The 20,709-nt window shown below is 36.9% G+C and carries 19 protein-coding genes; 6 read left to right on the top strand and 13 right to left on the bottom strand.

Translation table 11 applies throughout. The features are described from left to right. Positions 1-151: 151 nt before the first annotated feature. The 7 genes from MOK21_RS00195 to MOK21_RS00165 all read right to left on the bottom strand — a co-directional run bounded on the left by MOK21_RS00195 (position 152) and on the right by MOK21_RS00165 (position 5,658). Positions 152-466: a YpoC family protein gene (locus MOK21_RS00195; protein WP_249071668.1), complete on the bottom strand. Its 315-nt coding sequence runs from the start codon at positions 464-466 to the stop codon at positions 152-154. Further along, positions 463-1,125, bottom strand: a complete 663-nt coding sequence (nth, locus tag MOK21_RS00190) for an endonuclease III (protein WP_249071666.1) — start codon at positions 1,123-1,125, stop codon at positions 463-465. Before nth ends, MOK21_RS00195 begins: the two co-directional genes overlap by 4 nt. A gap of 11 nt (positions 1,126-1,136) precedes the next feature. Further along, a complete protein-coding gene (locus MOK21_RS00185; protein ID WP_249071663.1) occupies positions 1,137-1,865 on the bottom strand; it encodes a DnaD domain-containing protein in 729 nt (242 codons plus the stop codon). Positions 1,866-1,974: 109 nt separating this feature from the next. Further along, positions 1,975-3,270, bottom strand: a complete 1,296-nt coding sequence (asnS, locus tag MOK21_RS00180) for an asparagine--tRNA ligase (RefSeq protein WP_249071662.1) — start codon at positions 3,268-3,270, stop codon at positions 1,975-1,977. A gap of 219 nt (positions 3,271-3,489) precedes the next feature. Continuing rightward, entirely contained in the window at positions 3,490-4,683 is a 1,194-nt protein-coding gene (locus MOK21_RS00175; protein ID WP_249071659.1) for a pyridoxal phosphate-dependent aminotransferase, read from the bottom strand. Between the two features lie 16 nt (positions 4,684-4,699). Then, on the bottom strand, positions 4,700-5,182 hold the full coding sequence (locus tag MOK21_RS00170) for a cell wall elongation regulator TseB-like domain-containing protein (RefSeq protein ID WP_249071658.1): 483 nt from the start codon (positions 5,180-5,182) through the stop codon (positions 4,700-4,702). A 281-nt stretch (positions 5,183-5,463) separates the two neighbouring features. Next, on the bottom strand, positions 5,464-5,658 hold the full coding sequence (locus MOK21_RS00165) for a hypothetical protein (RefSeq protein ID WP_249071656.1): 195 nt from the start codon (positions 5,656-5,658) through the stop codon (positions 5,464-5,466). A gap of 62 nt (positions 5,659-5,720) precedes the next feature. On the opposite strand from MOK21_RS00165, the gene MOK21_RS00160 reads away from it, so the two are divergent. Beyond that, positions 5,721-7,733, top strand: coding sequence for a multicopper oxidase family protein (locus MOK21_RS00160; protein ID WP_249071654.1), 2,013 nt, complete (start codon positions 5,721-5,723; stop codon positions 7,731-7,733). A gap of 123 nt (positions 7,734-7,856) precedes the next feature. On the opposite strand, the gene MOK21_RS00155 is transcribed toward MOK21_RS00160, so the two are convergent. The 4 genes from MOK21_RS00155 to MOK21_RS00140 all read right to left on the bottom strand — a co-directional run bounded on the left by MOK21_RS00155 (position 7,857) and on the right by MOK21_RS00140 (position 13,319). After that, positions 7,857-10,862, bottom strand: a complete 3,006-nt coding sequence (locus MOK21_RS00155) for an efflux RND transporter permease subunit (RefSeq protein WP_249071653.1) — start codon at positions 10,860-10,862, stop codon at positions 7,857-7,859. A 31-nt stretch (positions 10,863-10,893) separates the two neighbouring features. After that, complete coding sequence (locus tag MOK21_RS00150; protein ID WP_249071651.1) at positions 10,894-11,658, bottom strand: MerR family transcriptional regulator; 765 nt, start codon at positions 11,656-11,658, stop codon at positions 10,894-10,896. 175 nt (positions 11,659-11,833) lie between these two features. Further along, positions 11,834-13,096, bottom strand: coding sequence for an MFS transporter (locus MOK21_RS00145; protein WP_249071649.1), 1,263 nt, complete (start codon positions 13,094-13,096; stop codon positions 11,834-11,836). Positions 13,097-13,157: 61 nt separating this feature from the next. After that, positions 13,158-13,319: a hypothetical protein gene (locus tag MOK21_RS00140; protein WP_249071647.1), complete on the bottom strand. Its 162-nt coding sequence runs from the start codon at positions 13,317-13,319 to the stop codon at positions 13,158-13,160. A gap of 239 nt (positions 13,320-13,558) precedes the next feature. Between MOK21_RS00140 and MOK21_RS00135 the strand changes: the two genes are divergently transcribed. From MOK21_RS00135 to MOK21_RS00125, 3 genes are read left to right on the top strand one after another with little or no spacing between them, the layout of a single operon-like run. Further along, on the top strand, positions 13,559-15,313 hold the full coding sequence (locus MOK21_RS00135) for an ABC transporter ATP-binding protein (RefSeq protein ID WP_249071645.1): 1,755 nt from the start codon (positions 13,559-13,561) through the stop codon (positions 15,311-15,313). Between the two features lie 17 nt (positions 15,314-15,330). Further along, on the top strand, positions 15,331-16,008 hold the full coding sequence (locus tag MOK21_RS00130) for a response regulator transcription factor (protein ID WP_249071643.1): 678 nt from the start codon (positions 15,331-15,333) through the stop codon (positions 16,006-16,008). Next, positions 16,005-17,078, top strand: coding sequence for a HAMP domain-containing sensor histidine kinase (locus MOK21_RS00125; RefSeq protein ID WP_249071640.1), 1,074 nt, complete (start codon positions 16,005-16,007; stop codon positions 17,076-17,078). The genes MOK21_RS00130 and MOK21_RS00125 overlap by 4 nt, the downstream gene beginning before the upstream one ends. Before the next feature lie 43 nt (positions 17,079-17,121). Here MOK21_RS00125 and MOK21_RS00120 read toward each other — a convergent pair whose 3' ends face one another. Continuing rightward, entirely contained in the window at positions 17,122-17,709 is a 588-nt protein-coding gene (locus tag MOK21_RS00120) for an NAD(P)H-dependent oxidoreductase (RefSeq protein WP_249071639.1), read from the bottom strand. Positions 17,710-17,831: 122 nt separating this feature from the next. Between MOK21_RS00120 and MOK21_RS00115 the strand changes: the two genes are divergently transcribed. Then, positions 17,832-18,269 (top strand): MarR family winged helix-turn-helix transcriptional regulator, encoded by a 438-nt coding sequence (locus tag MOK21_RS00115; RefSeq protein ID WP_249071637.1) that lies wholly within the window; start codon positions 17,832-17,834, stop codon positions 18,267-18,269. A 335-nt stretch (positions 18,270-18,604) separates the two neighbouring features. Beyond that, positions 18,605-19,381 (top strand): YqcI/YcgG family protein, encoded by a 777-nt coding sequence (locus MOK21_RS00110; RefSeq protein WP_249071635.1) that lies wholly within the window; start codon positions 18,605-18,607, stop codon positions 19,379-19,381. On the opposite strand, the gene MOK21_RS00105 is transcribed toward MOK21_RS00110, so the two are convergent. Further along, the gene (locus MOK21_RS00105) at positions 19,378-20,703 is read right to left on the bottom strand and encodes an amino acid permease (RefSeq protein ID WP_249071633.1); all 1,326 of its coding nucleotides are present in this window, start codon (positions 20,701-20,703) and stop codon (positions 19,378-19,380) included. The genes MOK21_RS00110 and MOK21_RS00105 overlap by 4 nt on opposite strands. Positions 20,704-20,709 lie beyond the last annotated feature (6 nt).

The following is a 20,709-nucleotide window of genomic DNA, read 5'->3' as shown; positions in this document are numbered from 1 at the left end:
AGCGGAATGCTTCGGAAAACAACAGGAGGGTCACAGTGCCAAATGAAAAAAGCGAGGTATTCAACGATTTAATCGTTGAATACCTCGCGAAGTGAGATGATATGGAATTTTTCAGTGCCCTCGCTCAGTTTGCTGAGATGATACGTCTGCATTACTTTTTAGCAGCCTGTAAACGTAACCGTGCTGCTCGTTTTTTTGTTTCCTTAAATAACTCATCGAGCTGACGATAACAAGCATATTGACCAGGCTTTGCTTTAATAAAGGTTAGTCGTTCTACACCATTAATGGGCAACACTTCATCGCCTGCTTCTTGTACTAAGTGCTCAAACAATGAAATAGCCTTTTCCATCAATCCTTTTGCTTCACCATTTCTTGCATCATGAGCTGCATGAATTTTGCCTTCTAATTCTATCCACTCTGCAAACCAAGCATCTATTTTTTCCTTTTCGATTGCCCCTACATTCACGCTTCCTTCACCAGCCCTTTTTTTAATCGCTTTTGTCCTTCTCTACAATCATCAAGCAAAGGGCAAGTATGACAGTTAGGGTTTTGAGCCTTACAGTGATAACGACCGAAGAAAATTAGCTGATGATGTGTTTTCGACCACTTGTCCATCGGTGTTTTTTTCATAATTGTTTCTTCGACTTCAAGTACTGAATCCTTCCAGCGACAAAGTCCTAATCGTTTAGATACTCGCTCTACATGCGTATCCACTGCAAGAGCAGGAATGTCAAAAGCTACAGACAACACGACATTAGCCGTCTTACGACCAACACCGGGCAATGTCACTAGTGCTTCTCGACTTGCAGGTATTTCGGCCTCGTATTCCTCTAATAGCCTTTGGCATAATGCTTGAATATTCTTTGCCTTATTGCGATACAGGCCAATGGATCGAATATCCTGTTGCAGCTCCTCTAAGGATACCGCTAAATAATCTTCTGGCTTTTTGTATTTTTGAAACAATGTTTTCGTTACTTTGTTAACCAGTACATCCGTACACTGTGCCGATAATAACGTCGCAATAGTCAGTTCAAACGGATTGTCATGTACTAGCTCACAATGTGCGTCAGGAAACATACGATCCATTTCCGCTAGACAATGCTCCCATTGTTTTTTTGTTAACATACAGAAGCCCCCTATTCTCTTTCTTCTAACCAATTATAAAATGGTACTTTATTTGTCGATTGCGTTTCTTGCTGCATCGTTCGGACTGGTGGTCGATTAAAGGTTTGTTTTTCCCGGAACTGCTCGCTTTGCTTCTGTGCAGCCTGTGGTGTTGTAATTTTTTTCTTTTTCCACTCCAGTAATATCCGATCTATATAACGAATACTTAGCTTGCCTGCAAAAACAGCCTCCTTAAGTGCCTCCTTAATAAGCGCTGGACTGTGCTTATCCTCATCTAACCAAGATCCGATTTTTTCTAGCTCTAAAGGAGATAAAAGTCGTCCCATTTCCTCTTCAAATAACCGGAATATCTCCCCCTCTTCTTGTCGAAGTGAAGCCGCTGATTTTTGATGTTCCTTCATTTCAATCATCTGCATAATGCGCTCCCATAGTGGGTATACCGAATATTTTTCATATAGCTTGCCATTTGCATCGACGTCGCTTGTTATTTCAAGGAAACCTTTTTGCATTAATCGCTGTAGACGTGAAGAAATATCATTGTCAGGCATCGTCAGACGATTCATCAGGTCATTAGGCGTTGGGAAATCATTCCCCTCCATATGGAACGCAAGTAAATGCATAACAATAAGTGCCTCATCATCCTCAATTTTTAACTCCTTATAAAACTGAAAAAAAAGCTGAGGAATTTGAATCATTCTTTGCTCAGTCCATGTACGGAGTCGATCGTTATTTGTGCTCATATTATACTTGACTCCTTTTTCCATCGTAAGTAGAAAAGCCGCGTAGATACATCACTACGCGACTTTTTTCATTTTACACTTTCAAAACCTAAACCAAACTAGTTGTTACTTATGGATATAAGCGGTTTAGTAAACGTGGGAATGGAATCGTTTCACGAATGTGCTCCGTGCCAGAAATCCATGCCACTGTACGTTCTAATCCAAGGCCGAAGCCAGAATGTGGTACAGAGCCTTGTTTACGCAACTCTAAATACCATGCATAAGCCTCTAAAGATAATTGATGCTCTTCAAGACGTGATTTTAATAAATCATAGTCATGAATACGCTCAGAACCACCAATTATTTCACCATAGCCTTCTGGTGCAATTAAATCTGCACATAATACTACATCATCACGGTCAGGATGTGGTTGCATGTAGAATGGCTTAATGCCTACTGGGTAACAAGTGATAAATACCGGTTTGTCAAATGAATTAGCAATTGCCGTTTCATGTGGTGCACCGAAATCATCGCCCCATTCGATATCATCAAATCCTTGTTCATGTAATAATTTAATGGCATCGTCGTAAGAAATACGAGGGAATGGTGCTTTGATATTTTCAAGTTTTGATGTATCACGACCAAGTCGCTCTAATTCTAATTTGCAGTTTGCCAGAACTGATTGCACAATATGCTCTACATACTGTTCTTGCACTTCTAAGTTTTCTTCAAATTCCACAAAGGCCATTTCAGGTTCAATCATCCAAAACTCGATTAAGTGACGGCGTGTTTTAGATTTTTCTGCACGGAACGTCGGACCGAATGAAAATACTTTACCTAATGCCATTGCCGCCGCTTCCATATAAAGTTGACCAGATTGAGAAAGATAGGCATCCTCATCGAAATATTTTGTGTGGAATAGCTCAGACGTACCTTCTGGAGCTGACCCCGTTAAAATCGGTGGGTCCATTTTTGTAAAGCCATTGTTGTTGAAAAACTCGTAAGTTGCACGAATAATTTCGTTACGAACTTTCATGATCGCATGTTGCTTACGAGAACGAAGCCATAAGTGACGGTTATCCATCAAAAACTCAGGACCGTGTTCTTTCGGTGTAATAGGGAAATCAGTTGCAGCATGTAGTACTTCAATACCAGTTACAGCAATTTCACAGCCAAAGCTTGAACGCTCATCTGCTTTAACTTCTCCAATAATGTACATTGACGTTTCTTGGGACATACCTTTTGCAATGGCGAAAATTTCTTCGCCTACTTCTTCTTTTACAACAACGCCCTGAACAAAGCCAGAACCATCACGTAATTGCAAGAAGGCAATTTTCCCACTTGATCGTTTGTTTGCTAACCAAGCTCCTAGCTTGACGGTTTCACCGATATGCTTTGGCATATCTTGAATCATAATTTTTTTCATAGAAATCCTCCAAAGTTCAATCAATTGTGCCTTGGCATAATTGCGTCTGGAATCGGCTTTGTGCTTGCACAAAGAACTCCTTTCCGATTCCATGACATCCGCCGGAGGCTTTAACTTCTTTCAGCGGGCGTTTGGACTCCCTCTGAAAAATAGCTTACATTCGCATTCATCTCACCACCTATAGAGGTGGGCGACTTCTGCTGAAAAATGTTAAAAGGATTAGTCTTGCCATTTTGATTTTACAAATGTATCAATTCGACGGACTGCCTCTTCTAATAAGTCTAAAGATGTAGCGTAAGATAATCGCATTGTAGTTGGTGCACCAAAGCCAGAACCTGGAATCACTGCTACGTTTGCTTCTGTTAAAATATCTGCAGCGAATGCATCTACTGAATCATAGCCAGTATGAGCCATAGCTTCTGCAACATCTGGTAATAAGTAGAATGCACCCTGAGGTTTTAAAACGTTGAAGCCAGGAATTGCGCTTAACTGCGGATAAATTTTTTCGAGACGAGATTCGAATGCTTGACGCATTTCTTCTACTGCATCTTGTGGTCCATTATACGCTTCCACTGTTGCATATTGTGCAGTTGTTGTTGCGTTTGATGTAGAGTGTGATGCAAGGTCAGTCATTGATTTAATAATGTCTGCATCCCCTGCAGCATACCCGATACGCCAGCCTGTCATAGAGTGTGATTTTGCAACACCATTTACAACGATTGTACGTGCTTTCACTGCTTCAGATACTTCAGCAATTGAAAAATGCTCAATACCATTGTATACAAGCTTCTCATAAATTTCATCTGACACGATTAAAATATCTTTTTCTTCTGCAACAGCAGTAATTTCAGCTATCTCTTCACGAGAATAAATCATACCTGATGGGTTGCTAGGAGAGTTAATAATAACTGCTTTTGTTCTATCTGTCACAGCAGCTCTTAATTGATCCGCCGTAATTTTATAGCCTTGCTCACGTGTGCCTTCAACATAAACAGGTACACCGCCCGCTAATTTAACTTGCTCAGGATAAGATACCCAATAAGGAATTGGAATAATAACTTCATCGCCCTCGTTTAAAATAACTTGGAATAAAGTATAAAGAATATGTTTTGCACCAACACCTACAATTACTTCATTCGGCTTGTATGTAAGATTGTTGTCGCGTTGAAGTTTATCGATAATAGCTTTCTTAAGTACTGGAAGACCGCCTGCAGGGGTATATTTTGTTAAACCTTTTTCCATCGAATCAATGGCAGCATTTAAAATATTTTGTGGCGTGTTGAAGTCTGGCTCACCTGCGCCTAGGCCAATAACATCAATACCTTGCTCTTTTAACGCCTTTGCTTTCGCAGTAATTGCTAAAGTTGAAGAAGGTGTTAAAGTTTTTACACGGTTTGCTAATAAGTTTTTCATACGGGATCTACTCCTCTTATAAATTCGTAATGCGCTTCCACCAGTCGCCATCCTTAAACATAATATAGACATAATTGAGCTTATCGCGATCGTTTAGGTAAGTAATTTCCCAAACAGCACCTGGTTCCTCATAGCCTAATTTTACATTAAGGATGTTTTGTACATTTCCTTCCTTTTTTAAAACCGATAATGCTTCCTTTTCCGTAATACCATCTTTTAAAAATACGTCCTTCATTGAATCAGCTTCTAGATTCGTCGGAACAAAGACAGCTTTTTTATCACCATTTTCATCTACCCCGAACACAGTGACATACGAATGTTTGCCATTATAAGTGTAGGACTCCGAGACAATTGCGAGGGCTTTGGCATCGAGGGCCAACTGTTCAGCTTGCTCTTCAATTGACTGGAATGGAGCTTCGGCTTTCCAGAGTACTAAAATACTAATGACAAGTGACAATGAAACCATAAAGACAGAAATGAAAATCAACCAGTTTTTCATATTTTCACCTTAAGTTTCACATCTAGCTTATTCTTTAACACGAATGCCCGATGTTTTTGCATGTTTATAACTGCGTGTACATTCATTTTGCTTTCCATTTTTGTCAACCTGCTTTCTTTCCTCATACCAGAACATTATACAACAATTTTGTGCTGTCGTGTTTCTTAATTTCATATATTGTACGTTGATAGGATAACGTTTTCAAATGATACGGGTAGTTATCTTTTTCTTTTTAGTTTAGCCCTTAAAAAGGGTAACTCTTTCAATGTTAATATTTCTATTCACAATTGCAAATAAGAAGTAAAATTTGCCGCTAAAAACTCAATGATAAAAACATAAAATACAGTTCGCATCTTCATCATTTTTAGCGTGATACAAGCATCTACTTGACCTGCCTGCTCTAAACTCCTACTGATGATTAAATGTCGATATTTTTTATTAGCCCGATTTTCTCCATTATTGTCCTTGTTCCTCATTGTTTTTACCCATATGATGAGGTAATGAGCAGTTTTAAGAATTGGAAAAGGGACGTGATGTTTTGACTAAAGAAGTTAATCCTACAGATCCAACAACAATACCAAAATTTGTAGATGAACTGCCAAAACCGGTTACCGCTAAACCTAAATATTATAAGGGCCAACAGAGAAAAGATTATTATGAACTAAAAATGATGCAAGCCGAGCATTGTTTCCACAAAGATTTCCCAAAATCAATAATCTGGGGCTATAACGGGCTTTATCCCGGACCGACTATTGAAGCTAGAAAAGACAAAAGTATTTATGTTCGATATAAAAATCAATTGCCCTTAAAGCATTTTTTACCAGTTGATTTTTCACTTCATACGGCAAATGATTCCCAAGAAGTAAGAACTGTTACACATTTACACGGCGCAAATGTCGATTGGGAGAGTGACGGTCACCCAGAGGCATGGTATACAAGAGATTATGCCCAAACTGGCCCAAAGTTTAGGAAAGAGATACATGAATATTCTAATCATCAACCCGGTGCAACTCTGTGGTATCATGATCATGCAATGGCGCTAACCCGTTTAAATGTCTATGCAGGATTAGCAGGTTTTTATTTACTTAGGGATACACTAGAAGAGCGTTCTAACTTACCTTGTGGTGACTATGAGTACCCTATTTTAATTCAAGATAAATCGTTTAATGAAGACGGCTCTCTTTTCTATCCAGATGAACCACCATTCCCCGTTTCGGTACATCCATCTATTACACCTGGCTTTGTTGGTAATACAATCGTTGTAAATGGTAAGGTTTGGCCTTATTTAAATGTCGAGCCTCGTAAATATAGATTTCGTTTTCTTAACGGCTCCAATAGTAGAGGTTATGTCATTAGCCTTTCAAACGGTGAGCCGATGATACAAATCGGAACAGATGGCGGCTTTTTAACAGCTCCCCGAGAAATTCAATCTGTTGAGTTATTGCCTGCTGAACGAACTGATGTCATGGTGGATTTTTCAAAATGCGAAGGTCAAGAAATAACGTTAGTCAATTCAAATGAAGATTTTATTGATGAACATACAAGTGTCATCATGCAGTTTAAAGTGTGTCTTCCTTTAAAATGTGAGGATACTAGTGAAATACCAGAGCGACTTGCAGTATCAATGGATTTACATCCACACGATGCACATATCGAGAGACATTTACCATTAACTGCTACAAGAGATGATTTTGGTCGACCAATGTTATTATTAAATAATCGTATGTATCATGATCCTACTACTGAAAAGCCTGCACTTGATAGTATAGAAATATGGAACTTTATGAACGCCACTCAATTTGATCACCCTATTCATCTGCATTTAATTCAATTTAAACTACTTGAACGACGTCCTTTCGATATGGAGCTATATCAAAATGAAGGTAGACTAGAATTTACAGGTCCCCCTGAAGAACCGCACGACTACGAACAAGGTTGGAAGGATACTGTAAAAGCGGAGGCAGGCAAAGTTACGAAAATTATTATGCATTGGAAAGATCATGTCGGTCATTATATGTGGCATTGCCATTTATTAGAGCATGAAGATCATGATATGATGCGACCAATACTCGTCATGGAGGACGTTCCCCCTGTGCAACAGCAACATGCTGACATCCAGCACCATGAAACAAAGCATTCTCCAGAACAGCATCATGACGACTCTACTACTATTGTTACCGGAAATAATGAGAACACTGTACCTCTCCTTCATAATACGCAATACATCACTCCAACAGAAGAAATAGTAGAATACGCTCAAGCTTCTTTGCCAACAGATGAAATAGACTATAACCCACAAACTATTCCTCTTCTAACTAGTACCCAAAACATTACTCGTTCAACAGAAACAGACTATTTAGAAGACAATGTGGAATATAATCAGGTATCAACACCACTCTTGAACAATACCCCAACTATTCCTTATTCAAGAGCAGAACTCGTGGAACATCCAATTACTGATATTGAACGTATTCCTCAGCCAATCTTCCCGACTACTGAGTTTCAACCTCGCCAAAGAATATCACCTAGGCGTCGGAGAAGATGGTACTAATACCACAATTATAAGGATTTTGGAATCTAAAAATTTCATATTAAAAAAGCGCGAGAAAACAATTTTTTAGAAATGATAATTTTCTCGCGCTTTTTAAAGTTTATTCAGTTTTGTGCCAGCCTCTTATATGCTTTTTTCATTCTTTTTAAAAAGACTATAAAGAATAGGTACGATAAATAATGTTAAAAAAGTAGATGTAGATAGTCCACCTATCACTACAACAGAAAGAGATTTTGATATCATCCCAGTTTCATTCGAAATAGCCATTGGGATTAATGCACCCATTGTTGCAATAGCCGTCATCAAAATTGGACGAATACGTATAACCCCTGCTTCAATTAAAGCTTTTTGCTTGGTCATACCACATCTTTCAAATTGCTTCACCTTATCAACTAAAACAATCGCATTCGTTACAACAATTCCATTTAACATGAGTAAACCGATCATCGCTGGCATACCGATTGGTTCCTTCATCATATAAAGTCCAATCAATGCACCAATAATAGAAAATGGAATAGCAAACAAGATAACAAACGGTGCTTTTCCTTCCTTGAAGGTAAAAACCATAACCAAATAAACTAAAAAAACACTAATTGCTATGGCAATCGACAACTCTTTAAAACCATCATCCATCGATGCGGATACACCTTCCTTATAGTAGCTAATACTTTCTGGAAGCTGTAAATGATGAATGATTTTATCTGCTTGAGCAGTCACATCTCCTACTTTTTCATCAGTAATAGTTCCATACACCATGACATATTCATTGCCATTTAAATGAGTAATTGAAGTCGTATGATTAACCTTCTTCAACTCTCCTAATTCATGAAGAAAGACTGGCATTCCCATTGCATTACTGATTTGGAGCTGCCCTAAATCTTCAAGAGATGTAACCTCATCTATTTTCAATCCTAGGTTTACTTCTCTCGTTTCCTCTTCAACTCTCATGGTCGTTATTACATCCCCACTGATAAGTGTCCGAAGGCTTTGTGTAACTATAGCTGGAGTGATTCCTTTTTCAGCAAGTTTTTGGTCATCCAAATCAAAAACGATTTCAGGTACTTCTCCTTCTAAAGATGTTGTCACATCGTCCATTCCTTGTACTTCTTTTAAAGCAGTTGTCATCTGTTTACTTGCTTTTTTAATATCTTCAAAATCTGCCCCATTGACAACGAGAGTGTATCTGCTTTCTGCCCCTTCTATAATTCCACCAATACTTGAAACTGTCATTTCCTCTGGTTCAGTTATCGTTGTTAATTGAACTCGCATGTCATTTACATAGTCGGTCAAATTCCCTACAGAATCATCGACTACGAAAGCAATGGTCGCTCTTTCAGATTGATCGTCAATATTTGTATTGATAAGATTAATGTCTCTTCGATCTAATAAAATATTTTCTACTTTACTTACGACATCAGCGGTTTTCTTTAAAGAAGTACCTTTCGCCATTGTCATTTCGATTTTGAAATCGTTCACTTTCTCTTGTGGCAGGAAGGTTGTCCCAAGTCTCGGTACAATAATGCAAATAGAACCTATCAAAGTTAGTAATGCCACAGTTAAAGTAATGAAACGATGATGTAAAACCCAAGTCAAACTGTTTCGATACCAAATTTGAAGTCTATTTTCATGTGATTCTTTAGGAGTAATTTTTAATAAAAAGACCTTTGATAATATCGGCACAATGGTTACAGCAACAATTAATGAAATCAACAAAGAAATAACAATTGTCCATGCAAGTGGCTTAAAAAAACTACCTACAATTCCTGGCACAAAAGCAAGTGGTAAAAAAACAGCAACAGTTGTTATCGTTGAGGAAGTAATGGCAGATGCTACTTCGCTTGTAGCTTGCTCTATTAATTCTACATTTCGTTCTTTTGAAGCTCTTACTCTTCTAAATATATTTTCAATGACGACTATTGAATCATCAACAACTCGTCCAACTGCTACAGCGATACCAGCAAGGGTCATAATATTTAATGTATATCCCAGTGCCTTCAACAAAAGAAATGATGCAAATATCGAGACCGGTATGGAGATGACGGCAATAATTGTCGAACGAATATTTTTTAAAAATAATAAGGTAATGATGATAGTCATTACTGCCCCTAAAAATACTTCACGTAACATAGAATGGACCGATTGATTAATTTCTATGGATTGATCACGTAAGACTTCGACTTTATAATCTTCCGGGATAGCTAAATTATTTATTACTTTTTTCACTTGATCAACGATTGCTACTGTATTAGCACCACCTTCAGGAATAATGCTGAAACTTATCCCCTGTTTACCATTAATGCGTGTCAAATTATTTGTGTAGTCACTTTCATATGAAACTTCAGCTATATCGCCTAAATTCGTGCTTGCAATGTTTGGCGCACTTATTTCTTTAGAAAAAACCTTTATTTCTTTTATTTCTTCAATTGATTTTAGCTCACTATTTATTCGCACTGGCAATACTTCATCTGAAATGGAGATGTCCCCAGTCGGCATTGATAGATTATTAGCCAAAATAGTTTCTCGAACATCATCTAATGTAATTCCTTTTGCCATCAATTTTTGAGGCAGAAGGCGAATATAGATATACTTTTCCGTTGTTCCATCGATTTCTATATCACTTATACCTTCTATTACAGTAAGTTGTGGAATTATAGTATTCTTTACAAAGGTTTGAACTTCGTCAATTTTATCTGTAGCATATATACCTAGTGAGAATACAATCGGATTTCCACCAGGTTTAGTTAATTCATACCTCGGTTCCCCTGCAAATTTAGGCAACTGTAATTTATCTACACTTCTCCTCGCGAGCTGCTCTGCTTCCTTCATATCCGTTGTCATGTCAAATTCAATCGTTGAATAGACGGCATTAGCAACACCGTTTGTATAAACATTTTTACTCCCTTCGAGTTTCATAAACTCTCTTTCCATTTGCTCCCCAATATCATTCATCGCTTGTTCGGGTGAGGCCCCTTGATATGGAATAACTACTGTTAAATATGGAATATCGATATTCGGATATTTTTCAATATGTAAAGTTTGTAATGAATAAATTCCCCCCACAATAATAAGAGGTACCACTAATAACATGGTTAAAGCATTTTTTATACTAAATTGAATGAATCGTTTCATATTGCACCGTCCCTAATCTTTCTTTCCACCACTACTCAATTTGTATAACAGGCAATAATAAATCTAATTGAGTAAAGTCATCACCTCGATACCACTCAAGAATGGAGCGTATCGGTACCCATTTATGTTGAAGCGCATATTGAAGTAATTTTATGTACCCTTCCTTGATCGTTGACATTTGTTCTTTAAACGGTAATGCCAGACATATACAAGAAGGCATATGTTCAATAAAATCACTGTCAGCGATATCATTTAATTTTGTATTTGCTGGAACTCCAAAGCCAATTTGAGCTTTGATAACATCTTGACCTGATAAATAGTTTAAATAATAACTTTTAATGCTAATATTTAATTGTTTTAATTCGTTTGCTCTTTTTTCAAAGTGTGCTCCAAATTTACCCGTTGTAGATTCAGCTGTATACCAAATAATTTTTTCATTATTTTTATCAATCAAATAAATATCATCACGTATAGAGTCACTTTCTAAATAGCGTAAGCTAATATCCAACAGATCCCGCTTTTGCTTCATATTTTGAATCCACGTTTTCATCATTTCCTGACGAGTCGTTTCATCCTGCTCGAGTAAATAATTTTGAATTTCATGAATAGATATATCTGCTAATCGCAAAGTGGATATTAACTTTACTGTTGCAATTTGACTATCCGCATACACTCGATAGCCATTTGAACTTCTTCCCTCCGGTAACAGTAAATTTTTGGTTTCATAAAAGCGTAATGTGCTTTTGGCTATACCTGTTCTTTCAGAGAATTCTTGAATGGTCATATATTTTTTCAAATCATCACACCTCTCTTAACCCAATGTAAACCTTCAACTAACTTGAAGGTCAAGTATTTTTTCCATTTTATGTAGTAAACTAAATGATTTAGTCACAAAAAAAGCCCCTTGTAAGGAGCATTAAGGGACTAATAAATTGAGATTCTTATTTATTTGTATTGTATTTCTAAGTGAATCAATTTGTTGCCTCGCTCTTTTCAAATCGTAAAATTCTCTTTGTTGCTATGGCCATCACTACCATAGCAATACTAACTATTAAAATAGGAACATAGACTTTAACACTAAATGCTTCAAATAATACGCCATACAGTATTTGCCCAATTGGTGCCATACATTGTGAAACGGCAATGATAATAGCCATGACCTTTCCTAAGTTTTCATTAGGGGTTTCTTTTTGTACTAGTGTAATAACATATATTGAAATAACGGTAAGAATCATAGCAATAATGAGTGCGCTACCAACAAATAAAGTATAGGAAGGATAGTAACCTATATTAAGCATGAAAGGCGTAACCGCTAGAGCCATTGGAACAATCAATAAGGCAGTGATAAAAACCCAAAAATACAAATTATTAATCCCCACTTTTTTCGCCATATACCCCATTGATAAAGCACCTAAGATTGTGGCAAAATCGATTAACCCCATCCCTACCCCATATAGTGTATCGCTACTTTGCATAGTAACACGGAGAATAATCGGGACACCCACAACAAATAAAGGTGTTAATAATAAATTTAGTAATGCCGCTAAAACCATACATTTGAATATAAAAGATTGCTTAACTACATAACTAAAGCCCTCTTTTAAATCATTGACAAGTGTCGGAATAATATGCTCGCTCTGCTCTCGTTGCATAAAGGGTATATGAATAAACATCTCTAATATGGCAGAAAGAAAAAAGAACACACCACTCAATACAACAAGGACTTTTAAGCCAATCAACCCGTACAGAATTCCTCCTAATACGGGAGCAGCTACACTAGACAATGATTGAATACCATTTACAATGCCATTGGCTTGCTCAAGCTTCTCTTCTTCCACAAGTACTGGAATACTGGCCATCACTGTCGGTGCATACATAGCACTAACAAAAGAAAGTAACACCATCACAACACCAATAAGAAATACAGAACTATTACCAAATGCTAGCATTGCGAAGAAAATAAAAACAATGATGCTACTCGTAAAATCGAAAATCACCATTAAGTTGCGTCGATTAAACCTGTCAGCAATCGCTCCCCCAAGCGGCGCAAGCAAAATAGGGACACTCGATATCGCAAATAGTACTGCAAAAAGATCTGCACGCCCCGTAATATCTAGTACATAAAGTGATAAGGCGAACCTTAAAAGTGCAGACCCTAAAATAGAAATAATTTGCCCAATCACCATAAGGTTAAAATCTTTTGAAAAACCTTTTCTTTTAATCTGTGTTTCCATTTCATTAAACCCCTTCCTTTTTAAACCCTATTTAATATGTAGATTTGTAATGACTAAGACATTAAATTATTTTTTGTATCGTAAAAAGTAGGTAATTACGGTATTCATCTCCTTTTATTTGAACTTTATTGACAACTGAAAACATTGTCTTTGCTGCATAAATTGCAATTCCTTCAATAAATGATTTAAATCCATGTGTAGCACCTCTCCATTTAGTCACCATAATTAGTATGAACTACCCCTCCTAATAGACCGACTGTCGGTTTATAACATTATATGATAATTCTCCAAAAAAAGGAACTTATATTGAAAAATTTGAATAGATCATACTATTAGGATTACATCTCTATCATAATCATCATCACTTGCCCATTTCATATTCAGTTCATAATGACATGCTATAGTAATGGTACATTAAGATTCATATTTTATTGTTGATGAAAATGAAGGGAGATTTTTACGTTGCAGGAAACACAAAAAGATACTACTAAATTGAAAGATTGGCGACGCTTTGTTCGCTTAGTTAAACAGGCTGAACCGCCGATGTGGCTTTTAATTATTGCCTTAATTATGAGTTTAGCAACTACGGGCGTAGGCTTTATCGTACCGTTATTTACAAAAAAATTAGTCGATGGCTTTTCATTAGAATCACTTAATTATTGGCAAATTATTTTATTAGGTATTGCTTTTATCGCGCAGGCAATTGCAAGTGGCCTTTCTATTTATTATTTAAATCGTGTCGGACATCATGTTGTCGCGAGATTACGAGATCAGCTATGGAGAAAGCTACTTCATTTACCAATACCTTATTATGATGAAAACGATACAGGTGAAACATTAAGTCGTGTTACGAATGACACAGCCGTTGTCAAGGAGCTTATTACGGAACACCTTGCAAACTGTTTATCTGGTGTTATTTCTATTATTGGGTCAATCATTATTCTATTAATTTTAGACTGGAAAATGACCTTAGTCATGCTGATTGCTGTTCCGCTTGCTATGATTATTTTAATGTTGTTAGGAAGACGCATGTTTGTTATTTCAAAAGGAATGCAAGATGAGACAGCAAAATTTACGTCCGTGCTAAATCAAGTTTTACCTGAGACACGATTAGTAAAAGCTTCAAATGCCGAAAATATAGAATATAAACGTGGTATGAAAGGAATTACAAATCTCTTTACGTTTGGCTTAAAAGAAGCTAAAATCCATGCTCTGATTTCACCACTCATTTCGTTTGTCTTAATGTCAGTCCTTGTGGCCATTATTGGTTATGGTGGTGTACGAGTTTCTTCTGGAGAGCTTACAGCTGGCGACATGGTGGCATTTATTTTATATTTAATCCAAATCATCATGCCGATGACCCAATTAACAATGTTCTTTACACAGCTTCAAAAAGCAATGGGTGCTACAGAGCGAATTAGTGCATTACTTGAACATGAAGAGGAAAATATTTTTGAAGGAAACACATTAGAAAAAGTGGATCAGCCGATTTATGTAAAAAATGTTGATTTCGCTTATGGAGAAGAGCCGATTTTATCGAATATCAATTTTACCATTGAACCAGGTCAAGTGACGGCCATCGTTGGACCTAGTGGCGGAGGAAAAACAACAACGTTTTCTCTGTTAGAAAGATATTATCAGCCTACTAATGGCAGTATTACACTTGGAGAAACCCCTATCAACACCTACTCCTTGCATTCATGGAGGAGTCAAATCGGCTATGTTGCGCAGGAGAGTGCACTGCTGTCAGGTACGATTCGAGAAAATATTTGCTATGGTATTAATAGAGATGTGCAGCATGAAGAGCTTGAGAGAGTTGCCAAAATGGCCTATGCCGATCACTTTATCAATGAATTACCCGAGCAATTTGACACAGAGGTAGGAGAACGAGGCATTAAGCTTTCCGGCGGTCAACGACAACGAATCTCTATCGCCAGAGCACTTTTACGTGACCCTCAAATATTAATGCTAGATGAAGCAACATCAAGTCTAGATAGTAAATCGGAAATCTATGTTCAAAAAGCATTAGATAATTTAATGCAAGGTAGAACCACTCTAGTAATTGCACACCGCCTTTCAACAGTAGTAGATGCGGATCAAATACTTTTTGTAGAGAAAGGACATATTACCGGTAGTGGCACACATGAGACTCTATTTGAGACTCATGACATGTATCGAGAGTTTGCCAAGCAACAATTACGTATTAAAGAGGAATAATGAAGGGGTTTGTTAGCATGACAAAACTATTAGTCGTAGATGATGATGCGCATATTCGAGAATTAGTTAAGGTATTTTTACAAAATGAAGGTTTAGAGGTAATTGAAGCTATGGATGGTGTGGATGCACTGTCCAAATTGGATTCTGATAAGGTGGATATGGTAATAATGGATATCATGATGCCCAATATGGATGGCTGGGAATTATGCGAAGAAATACGTTCATTTAATGATAATCTACCAATTTTAATGTTAACCGCAAAAGGAGAGACCTCGCAAAAGGTAAAGGGTTTTCATCTTGGAACAGATGATTATCTTGTTAAACCATTTGAGCCTGCAGAGCTGATCGTCCGTGTGAAATCAATCCTTAAAAGATATCATATTTCCTTATCTCAACTTGTAGAAGCTGGCAATATTAAGTTAAATCGTAATACCCATGAAGTCTTGTATAACGGCGTATCTTTAACACTTCGTTTAAAGGAATTTGAACTGTTATTTACGTTAGCAAGCTATGCCGGAAAAACTTTTTCACGAGAACAGCTAATCGAAGAGATTTGGGGATACGACTATGAAGGTGATGAACGTACAGTCGATGTTCACATTAAAAGACTTCGTCAACGTTTCCCTCAAGAAACGAGCGGATTTTCTATTCGCACAATTCGCGGCCTAGGCTATCGATTGGAACTTGTTTCATGAGAAGACTAAAAAATTTTTTAAAGCTTTTTTTAACTTTAATACTTCTTCTTATCATTAGCATCGTCTTTGCTTTTATCTCCTACCACATAACGTCTTGGCTTTATGATTGGTTAGGTAAATACCCACAAGGATTCTGGCTTCAATTATGGACCGTAGTCGGTGTTTTTGTTCTCTTTGCTTGCTCAGTCATCATCACATTTTTAATAGGATCAAAAAGACAACGGAACTATTGGAATACAATTGTAGATGCATTAAGCCGAATTGCTAAAGGTGATTTTACTGTCAAGTTAGATCTTAAAACTGATGACGAAGATCAATTTGGTCAATTAATACATGGCATCAACCATATGGCGGTCGAATTAGGCGAAATAGAAAGAATGCGTCAAGAATTTATCTCAAATGTATCTCATGAAATTCAGTCGCCTCTAACATCTATTAATGGCTTTGCTAAAGCATTGAAAAACATTGACCTCCCTGAGGATAAGCGACAGCATTATTTAGCAATCATTGAGATGGAAAGTAATCGACTATCAAAAATTAGTGACAATTTACTAAAGCTAACGTCATTAGAATCACAACATCACCCATTCGAGCCAAGGCATTACCGACTCGATAAGCAATTGCGTAATGTCGTACTTACACTTGAAGCAAATTGGCTAGCAAAAAACATCGACATGGATCTGCAATTGGAAAACATTTCGCTAATGGCTGATGAAGATTTAATGAATCAAGTATGGATGAATTTACTAAGCAACAGCATTAAATTCACGCCAGTTGCTGGCACCATTACAATTTCAATGACAAAACAAATAGATTCAATCACTATTACCATTTGTGATAATGGTATCGGTTTAACAACCGAACAACAAAAGCATGTATTCGAACGATTTTACAAGGCTGACCAATCGAGGACTGCTGAGAATGGCGGAAGTGGCTTAGGACTATCAATTGTCAAGAAAATCATCGATATGCATAACGGAACCATTACTGTTGAAAGCAAGCTTGCTGAATTTACAACATTTTTTGTAACACTGCCGTTAGAAATCAATGAGACTCGTGCAAACGAATAGGAGATTCAATCTTCGTCTGCACGAGTCTGATTAGGCAGATGAACTAGTAAGCTACTTTTCTAAAATATTGATAAACTTTTTCAAGTTTTTTGCCTTGTTTCCCCTTCTTACTTTCCATATTGCCAAATTCAAAAAACTTCACTTGTTTAATGCCAACAAAATTGAATAACGCTCTTTTCATTAATATTTTATGCGCATTATTCAGCCATAACAGTGGATATTTTGTTGGCCCCTTCATTGTCGAAATGCACACCACTGATTTTCCTTTTAAAAGTCCCTCAGGAAATAGCCCCTTTTTATCTTTATAAGCAAAATTAGCCGCAAACAATTGATCAATATACCCTAGAAGCATCGCTGGTGGTCTTCCCCACCATATCGGATAAACAAAAACGATTTTATCAGCCCACTTAATTTGTTCTCGATATTTCTCAAGCTTTGGATCACGAAACATATCACGACGGCGTTTATGCTCATGAAATACTAAAATTGGGTTAAATTGTTCCTCGTATAAATCTAAAACTTGAACCTCCTTTACGGAAGGATTGTCATGACAGCCCTTAATAGCCTCCTGTAAAAAAGCATAATTCAAACTTTTATGATTGGGATATGTATAAATAATTAATGTATTCATCATAAATCCTCCATTACTTATCATTTGATAACAAAATGGTAATCTATCTATTTTTGATTGTCAAATGATAATTGTTTTAAGATAAGTTTTTTGTTATCTTGTCAGTAAAGAGGTGAACTTATTTGGACAAAAAAGAATTATTTAATCAGTTCGTAGCATTTACAGCAGCGGTACACCAAGTAACGCACGAACTAACTCAAAACGTTAAAATCGATAATATTACACCTGTACAATATAAAATTTTAGAATATATAAAAGTAAGCCAGTCAGTTACACCTACTGAAATTAGTGATTGTCTGCATATGTCATTACCTAATACAAGCCGTGAATTACGGAAATTACAGGATAGAAAGTTTATTAAAAAAATTAGCGATACTGAGGATCGAAGAAAGCATTATGTTTGCCTTACGGAGGATGGAGAAAAAATAATGGAGGAAGCATTCGACAGCATAGAAGATCGCTTTCTACAGCTTATCCAACATGCATCTAATAATGATTTAGAGGACATTCATCATGCATTAAACATTCTTGATGAAAAGGTCTTTAATCTGAAATTATAAAAAGCACCACCATGCTTTTCTACAAGACAAGTATTGCAGGTCTTTCACTATCTATTAAATTGACAAAGAAAACGTTCCACACCTGGGTATTTCTCTCCTAAGAAGCTAGCTTTGAATAAAACGTATATCATGCATATAAGTTGATTGGAGTGGAGGCTGGGCGACTCCTTGGGGATTAGCGATATAGAGGAACGGAAATCAACCACACGTTATGGTAATGATCCTATTTAAAGTAACCCTTATACTCGCTATTTAGAAAATGTAAATGCCATACATTCGTCACTCATCTGTACTTTTTTTAATACTATAAAGATGTATAGAAGGAGGAGACATAAGTGGAAGTAGCAGTGTTAGACAAGAAGTGGATAGAAGAACATTTTGAAACACTTCCATTATGGCAACAGTCAGCATATACCGACTTCGCTGCCATGGTTGCGGATGAAGCAAATACGTTTCCCTGCATTCCAGCTAGAATGGGTTTTTTATCGAACGAGCTTCGCTATAGTTTTATCGGAGATCCACGAGAGGAGCAATCGATCAAGACGTTAGCACGATGCTTAAAGGAATACGATAAGTGTGCTAAAACGTTTGGTAAATATACAACACATACCATTTTCTTCAAAACCCCTAAGGATATGCATAAAAACTTTAATGTTGAGGATTATAGAAATTTATTTTGGACAGTTTTAAACAACTTAACTATATTTGATGAAATTGATTGGCCAAAGGATATCCCAACCGACCCATCGCATAATGAATGGGAATTTTGCTTTAACGGTCAGCCTTATTTTGTTTCTTGTGCAACGCCCGCACATAAATTACGTAAGAGTCGTAATTTTTCTACGTTATTAATGGCATTTCAGCCACGCTGGATATTTGAAGAAATGAACGATTCTACTGTCTTTGGTCGAAAATTAAAGAAGCTTATTCGTCAACGCATTAACGAATTCGATGCTATTCCAGCTCATACTGATTTAAAATGGTACGGGCAAGAAGGTAGTTATGAATGGAAGCAGTATTTTTTAAGTGATGATCAAAGTAGCCCATCGAAATGTCCTTTTTTACGTATGCAATATTCTCTGCACTTCCCACAGAACAATAAACAACATTAAACATGTTTACTGTGTTTTTGCCTTTTCATGACAATCCAAGTAGCAATTCCGATGATGATAATAAAAAGCAGGCTCACGAAAAAACCGAGTCTGCTTGTTTTTTCTCCTAACGTCCCAGACACCGTCACCATAATGAGCAACATCCCCATTGCATTCTTCACATGCTCCCACTTCGACAGTTTCATTAGCTTCATATACGTTACTAATATAAAGAGCCAATTATAAATTAGCATTAAACCAGCAGCTGTAACCAAATATTCAAAAATTTTTTCTGGCATAAGGAAGCCTATAACAATCGTTATAGTTAAACCACTCGCTAAAAAGAGAAATGCAGGAAATGGAATCTTCATTTTCCCTTTTTTCGCTAGAGAGGCTGGGGCATCATGATCCTCTGCGAGTGTAATGAGAATCGTTACGACCGCGTACAAAGAGGCTACCATTGTTGAAAAACCTGCAATAATTAACACGCCATTAAAAATGTCCGCAAAAAAAGGTATGTGATAATCATTTAGAGCTGTAATAAATGGGCTTTCCTTAATATTAAAATCCTTCCAAGAAACAAGCGCCAAAGCTAGCATAATAGCGATGATAAAAATGACAGTTATAGCAATAAGCATCACCTTTCCAGCTTTCGGTGCTTCTTTAGGGTCTTTTAAATCAATGACCATTAAACCCATAACTTCAATTCCGCCAAATGCATAAAAGGCATATAATAGTCCAAGCCATATTCCTTTCACACCTTGTGAGAAAAATTCTTCATAGTTTGCGTATAGTGCATCTAGTGTAGTTGTTTCCGTTTTAAATCCTTTTATTATTAATACAACCGCTACGACAATAAACATCACAACTGCTGCTGCCTTTAACGCCCCAAAAATATTTTGAAAGTTTTCAAAGCCCTTCATCCCCATAAGAATAACAGCTAATCCAAGCGCAGCATAAATAGATGCAGCAACCCATAATGGCAGTGCAGGAAACCAAAGCCTCGTAAAAATACCAAGCGCTGTCAATTGGCTGCCCATAATGAGCATCTCAGAAATCAAGTAAATCCAGCCATTACTAAATCCTGCCCAATTTCCAAAAGCTTGCTTTGCATAAGTACGGAATGATCCCTTATCAGGATTGTCAACTGACATCTTAACAAGAGCATCATAAACAATATACGTAGCAATTGCCGCTAACAAAAAAGGAATCACTACAGCAGGACCACTTTTGTGAATCGCCATACTTGTCCCAAGAAAAAATCCTGTTCCAAGTGTACAACCTATACCGAGAAGCGAAAGCTGCCACCAAGACAACCTTCCTTTACTTGTTTTAGCTGTCATTTTGAT

Origin of the sequence: Lysinibacillus sp. BPa_S21 (genome assembly GCF_023337795.1) — a bacterium.
In the GTDB taxonomy this organism is placed as follows: domain Bacteria; phylum Bacillota; class Bacilli; order Bacillales_A; family Planococcaceae; genus Lysinibacillus.
This window is presented reverse-complemented; position numbering and strand designations above follow the sequence as displayed.

Coding starts and splice junctions, on each gene's coding strand:
- nth (WP_249071666.1), bottom strand. CDS start 1,125: ATGTTAACAAAAAAACAATGGGAGCATTGTCTAGCGGAAATGGATCGT.
- MOK21_RS00185 (WP_249071663.1), bottom strand. CDS start 1,865: ATGAGCACAAATAACGATCGACTCCGTACATGGACTGAGCAAAGAATG.
- asnS (WP_249071662.1), bottom strand. CDS start 3,270: ATGAAAAAAATTATGATTCAAGATATGCCAAAGCATATCGGTGAAACC.
- MOK21_RS00175 (WP_249071659.1), bottom strand. CDS start 4,683: ATGAAAAACTTATTAGCAAACCGTGTAAAAACTTTAACACCTTCTTCA.
- MOK21_RS00170 (WP_249071658.1), bottom strand. CDS start 5,182: ATGAAAAACTGGTTGATTTTCATTTCTGTCTTTATGGTTTCATTGTCA.
- MOK21_RS00165 (WP_249071656.1), bottom strand. CDS start 5,658: ATGAGGAACAAGGACAATAATGGAGAAAATCGGGCTAATAAAAAATAT.
- MOK21_RS00155 (WP_249071653.1), bottom strand. CDS start 10,862: ATGAAACGATTCATTCAATTTAGTATAAAAAATGCTTTAACCATGTTA.
- MOK21_RS00145 (WP_249071649.1), bottom strand. CDS start 13,096: ATGGAAACACAGATTAAAAGAAAAGGTTTTTCAAAAGATTTTAACCTT.
- MOK21_RS00140 (WP_249071647.1), bottom strand. CDS start 13,319: ATGGTGACTAAATGGAGAGGTGCTACACATGGATTTAAATCATTTATT.
- MOK21_RS00130 (WP_249071643.1), top strand. CDS start 15,331: ATGACAAAACTATTAGTCGTAGATGATGATGCGCATATTCGAGAATTA.
- MOK21_RS00125 (WP_249071640.1), top strand. CDS start 16,005: ATGAGAAGACTAAAAAATTTTTTAAAGCTTTTTTTAACTTTAATACTT.
- MOK21_RS00120 (WP_249071639.1), bottom strand. CDS start 17,709: ATGAATACATTAATTATTTATACATATCCCAATCATAAAAGTTTGAAT.
- MOK21_RS00105 (WP_249071633.1), bottom strand. CDS start 20,703: ATGACAGCTAAAACAAGTAAAGGAAGGTTGTCTTGGTGGCAGCTTTCG.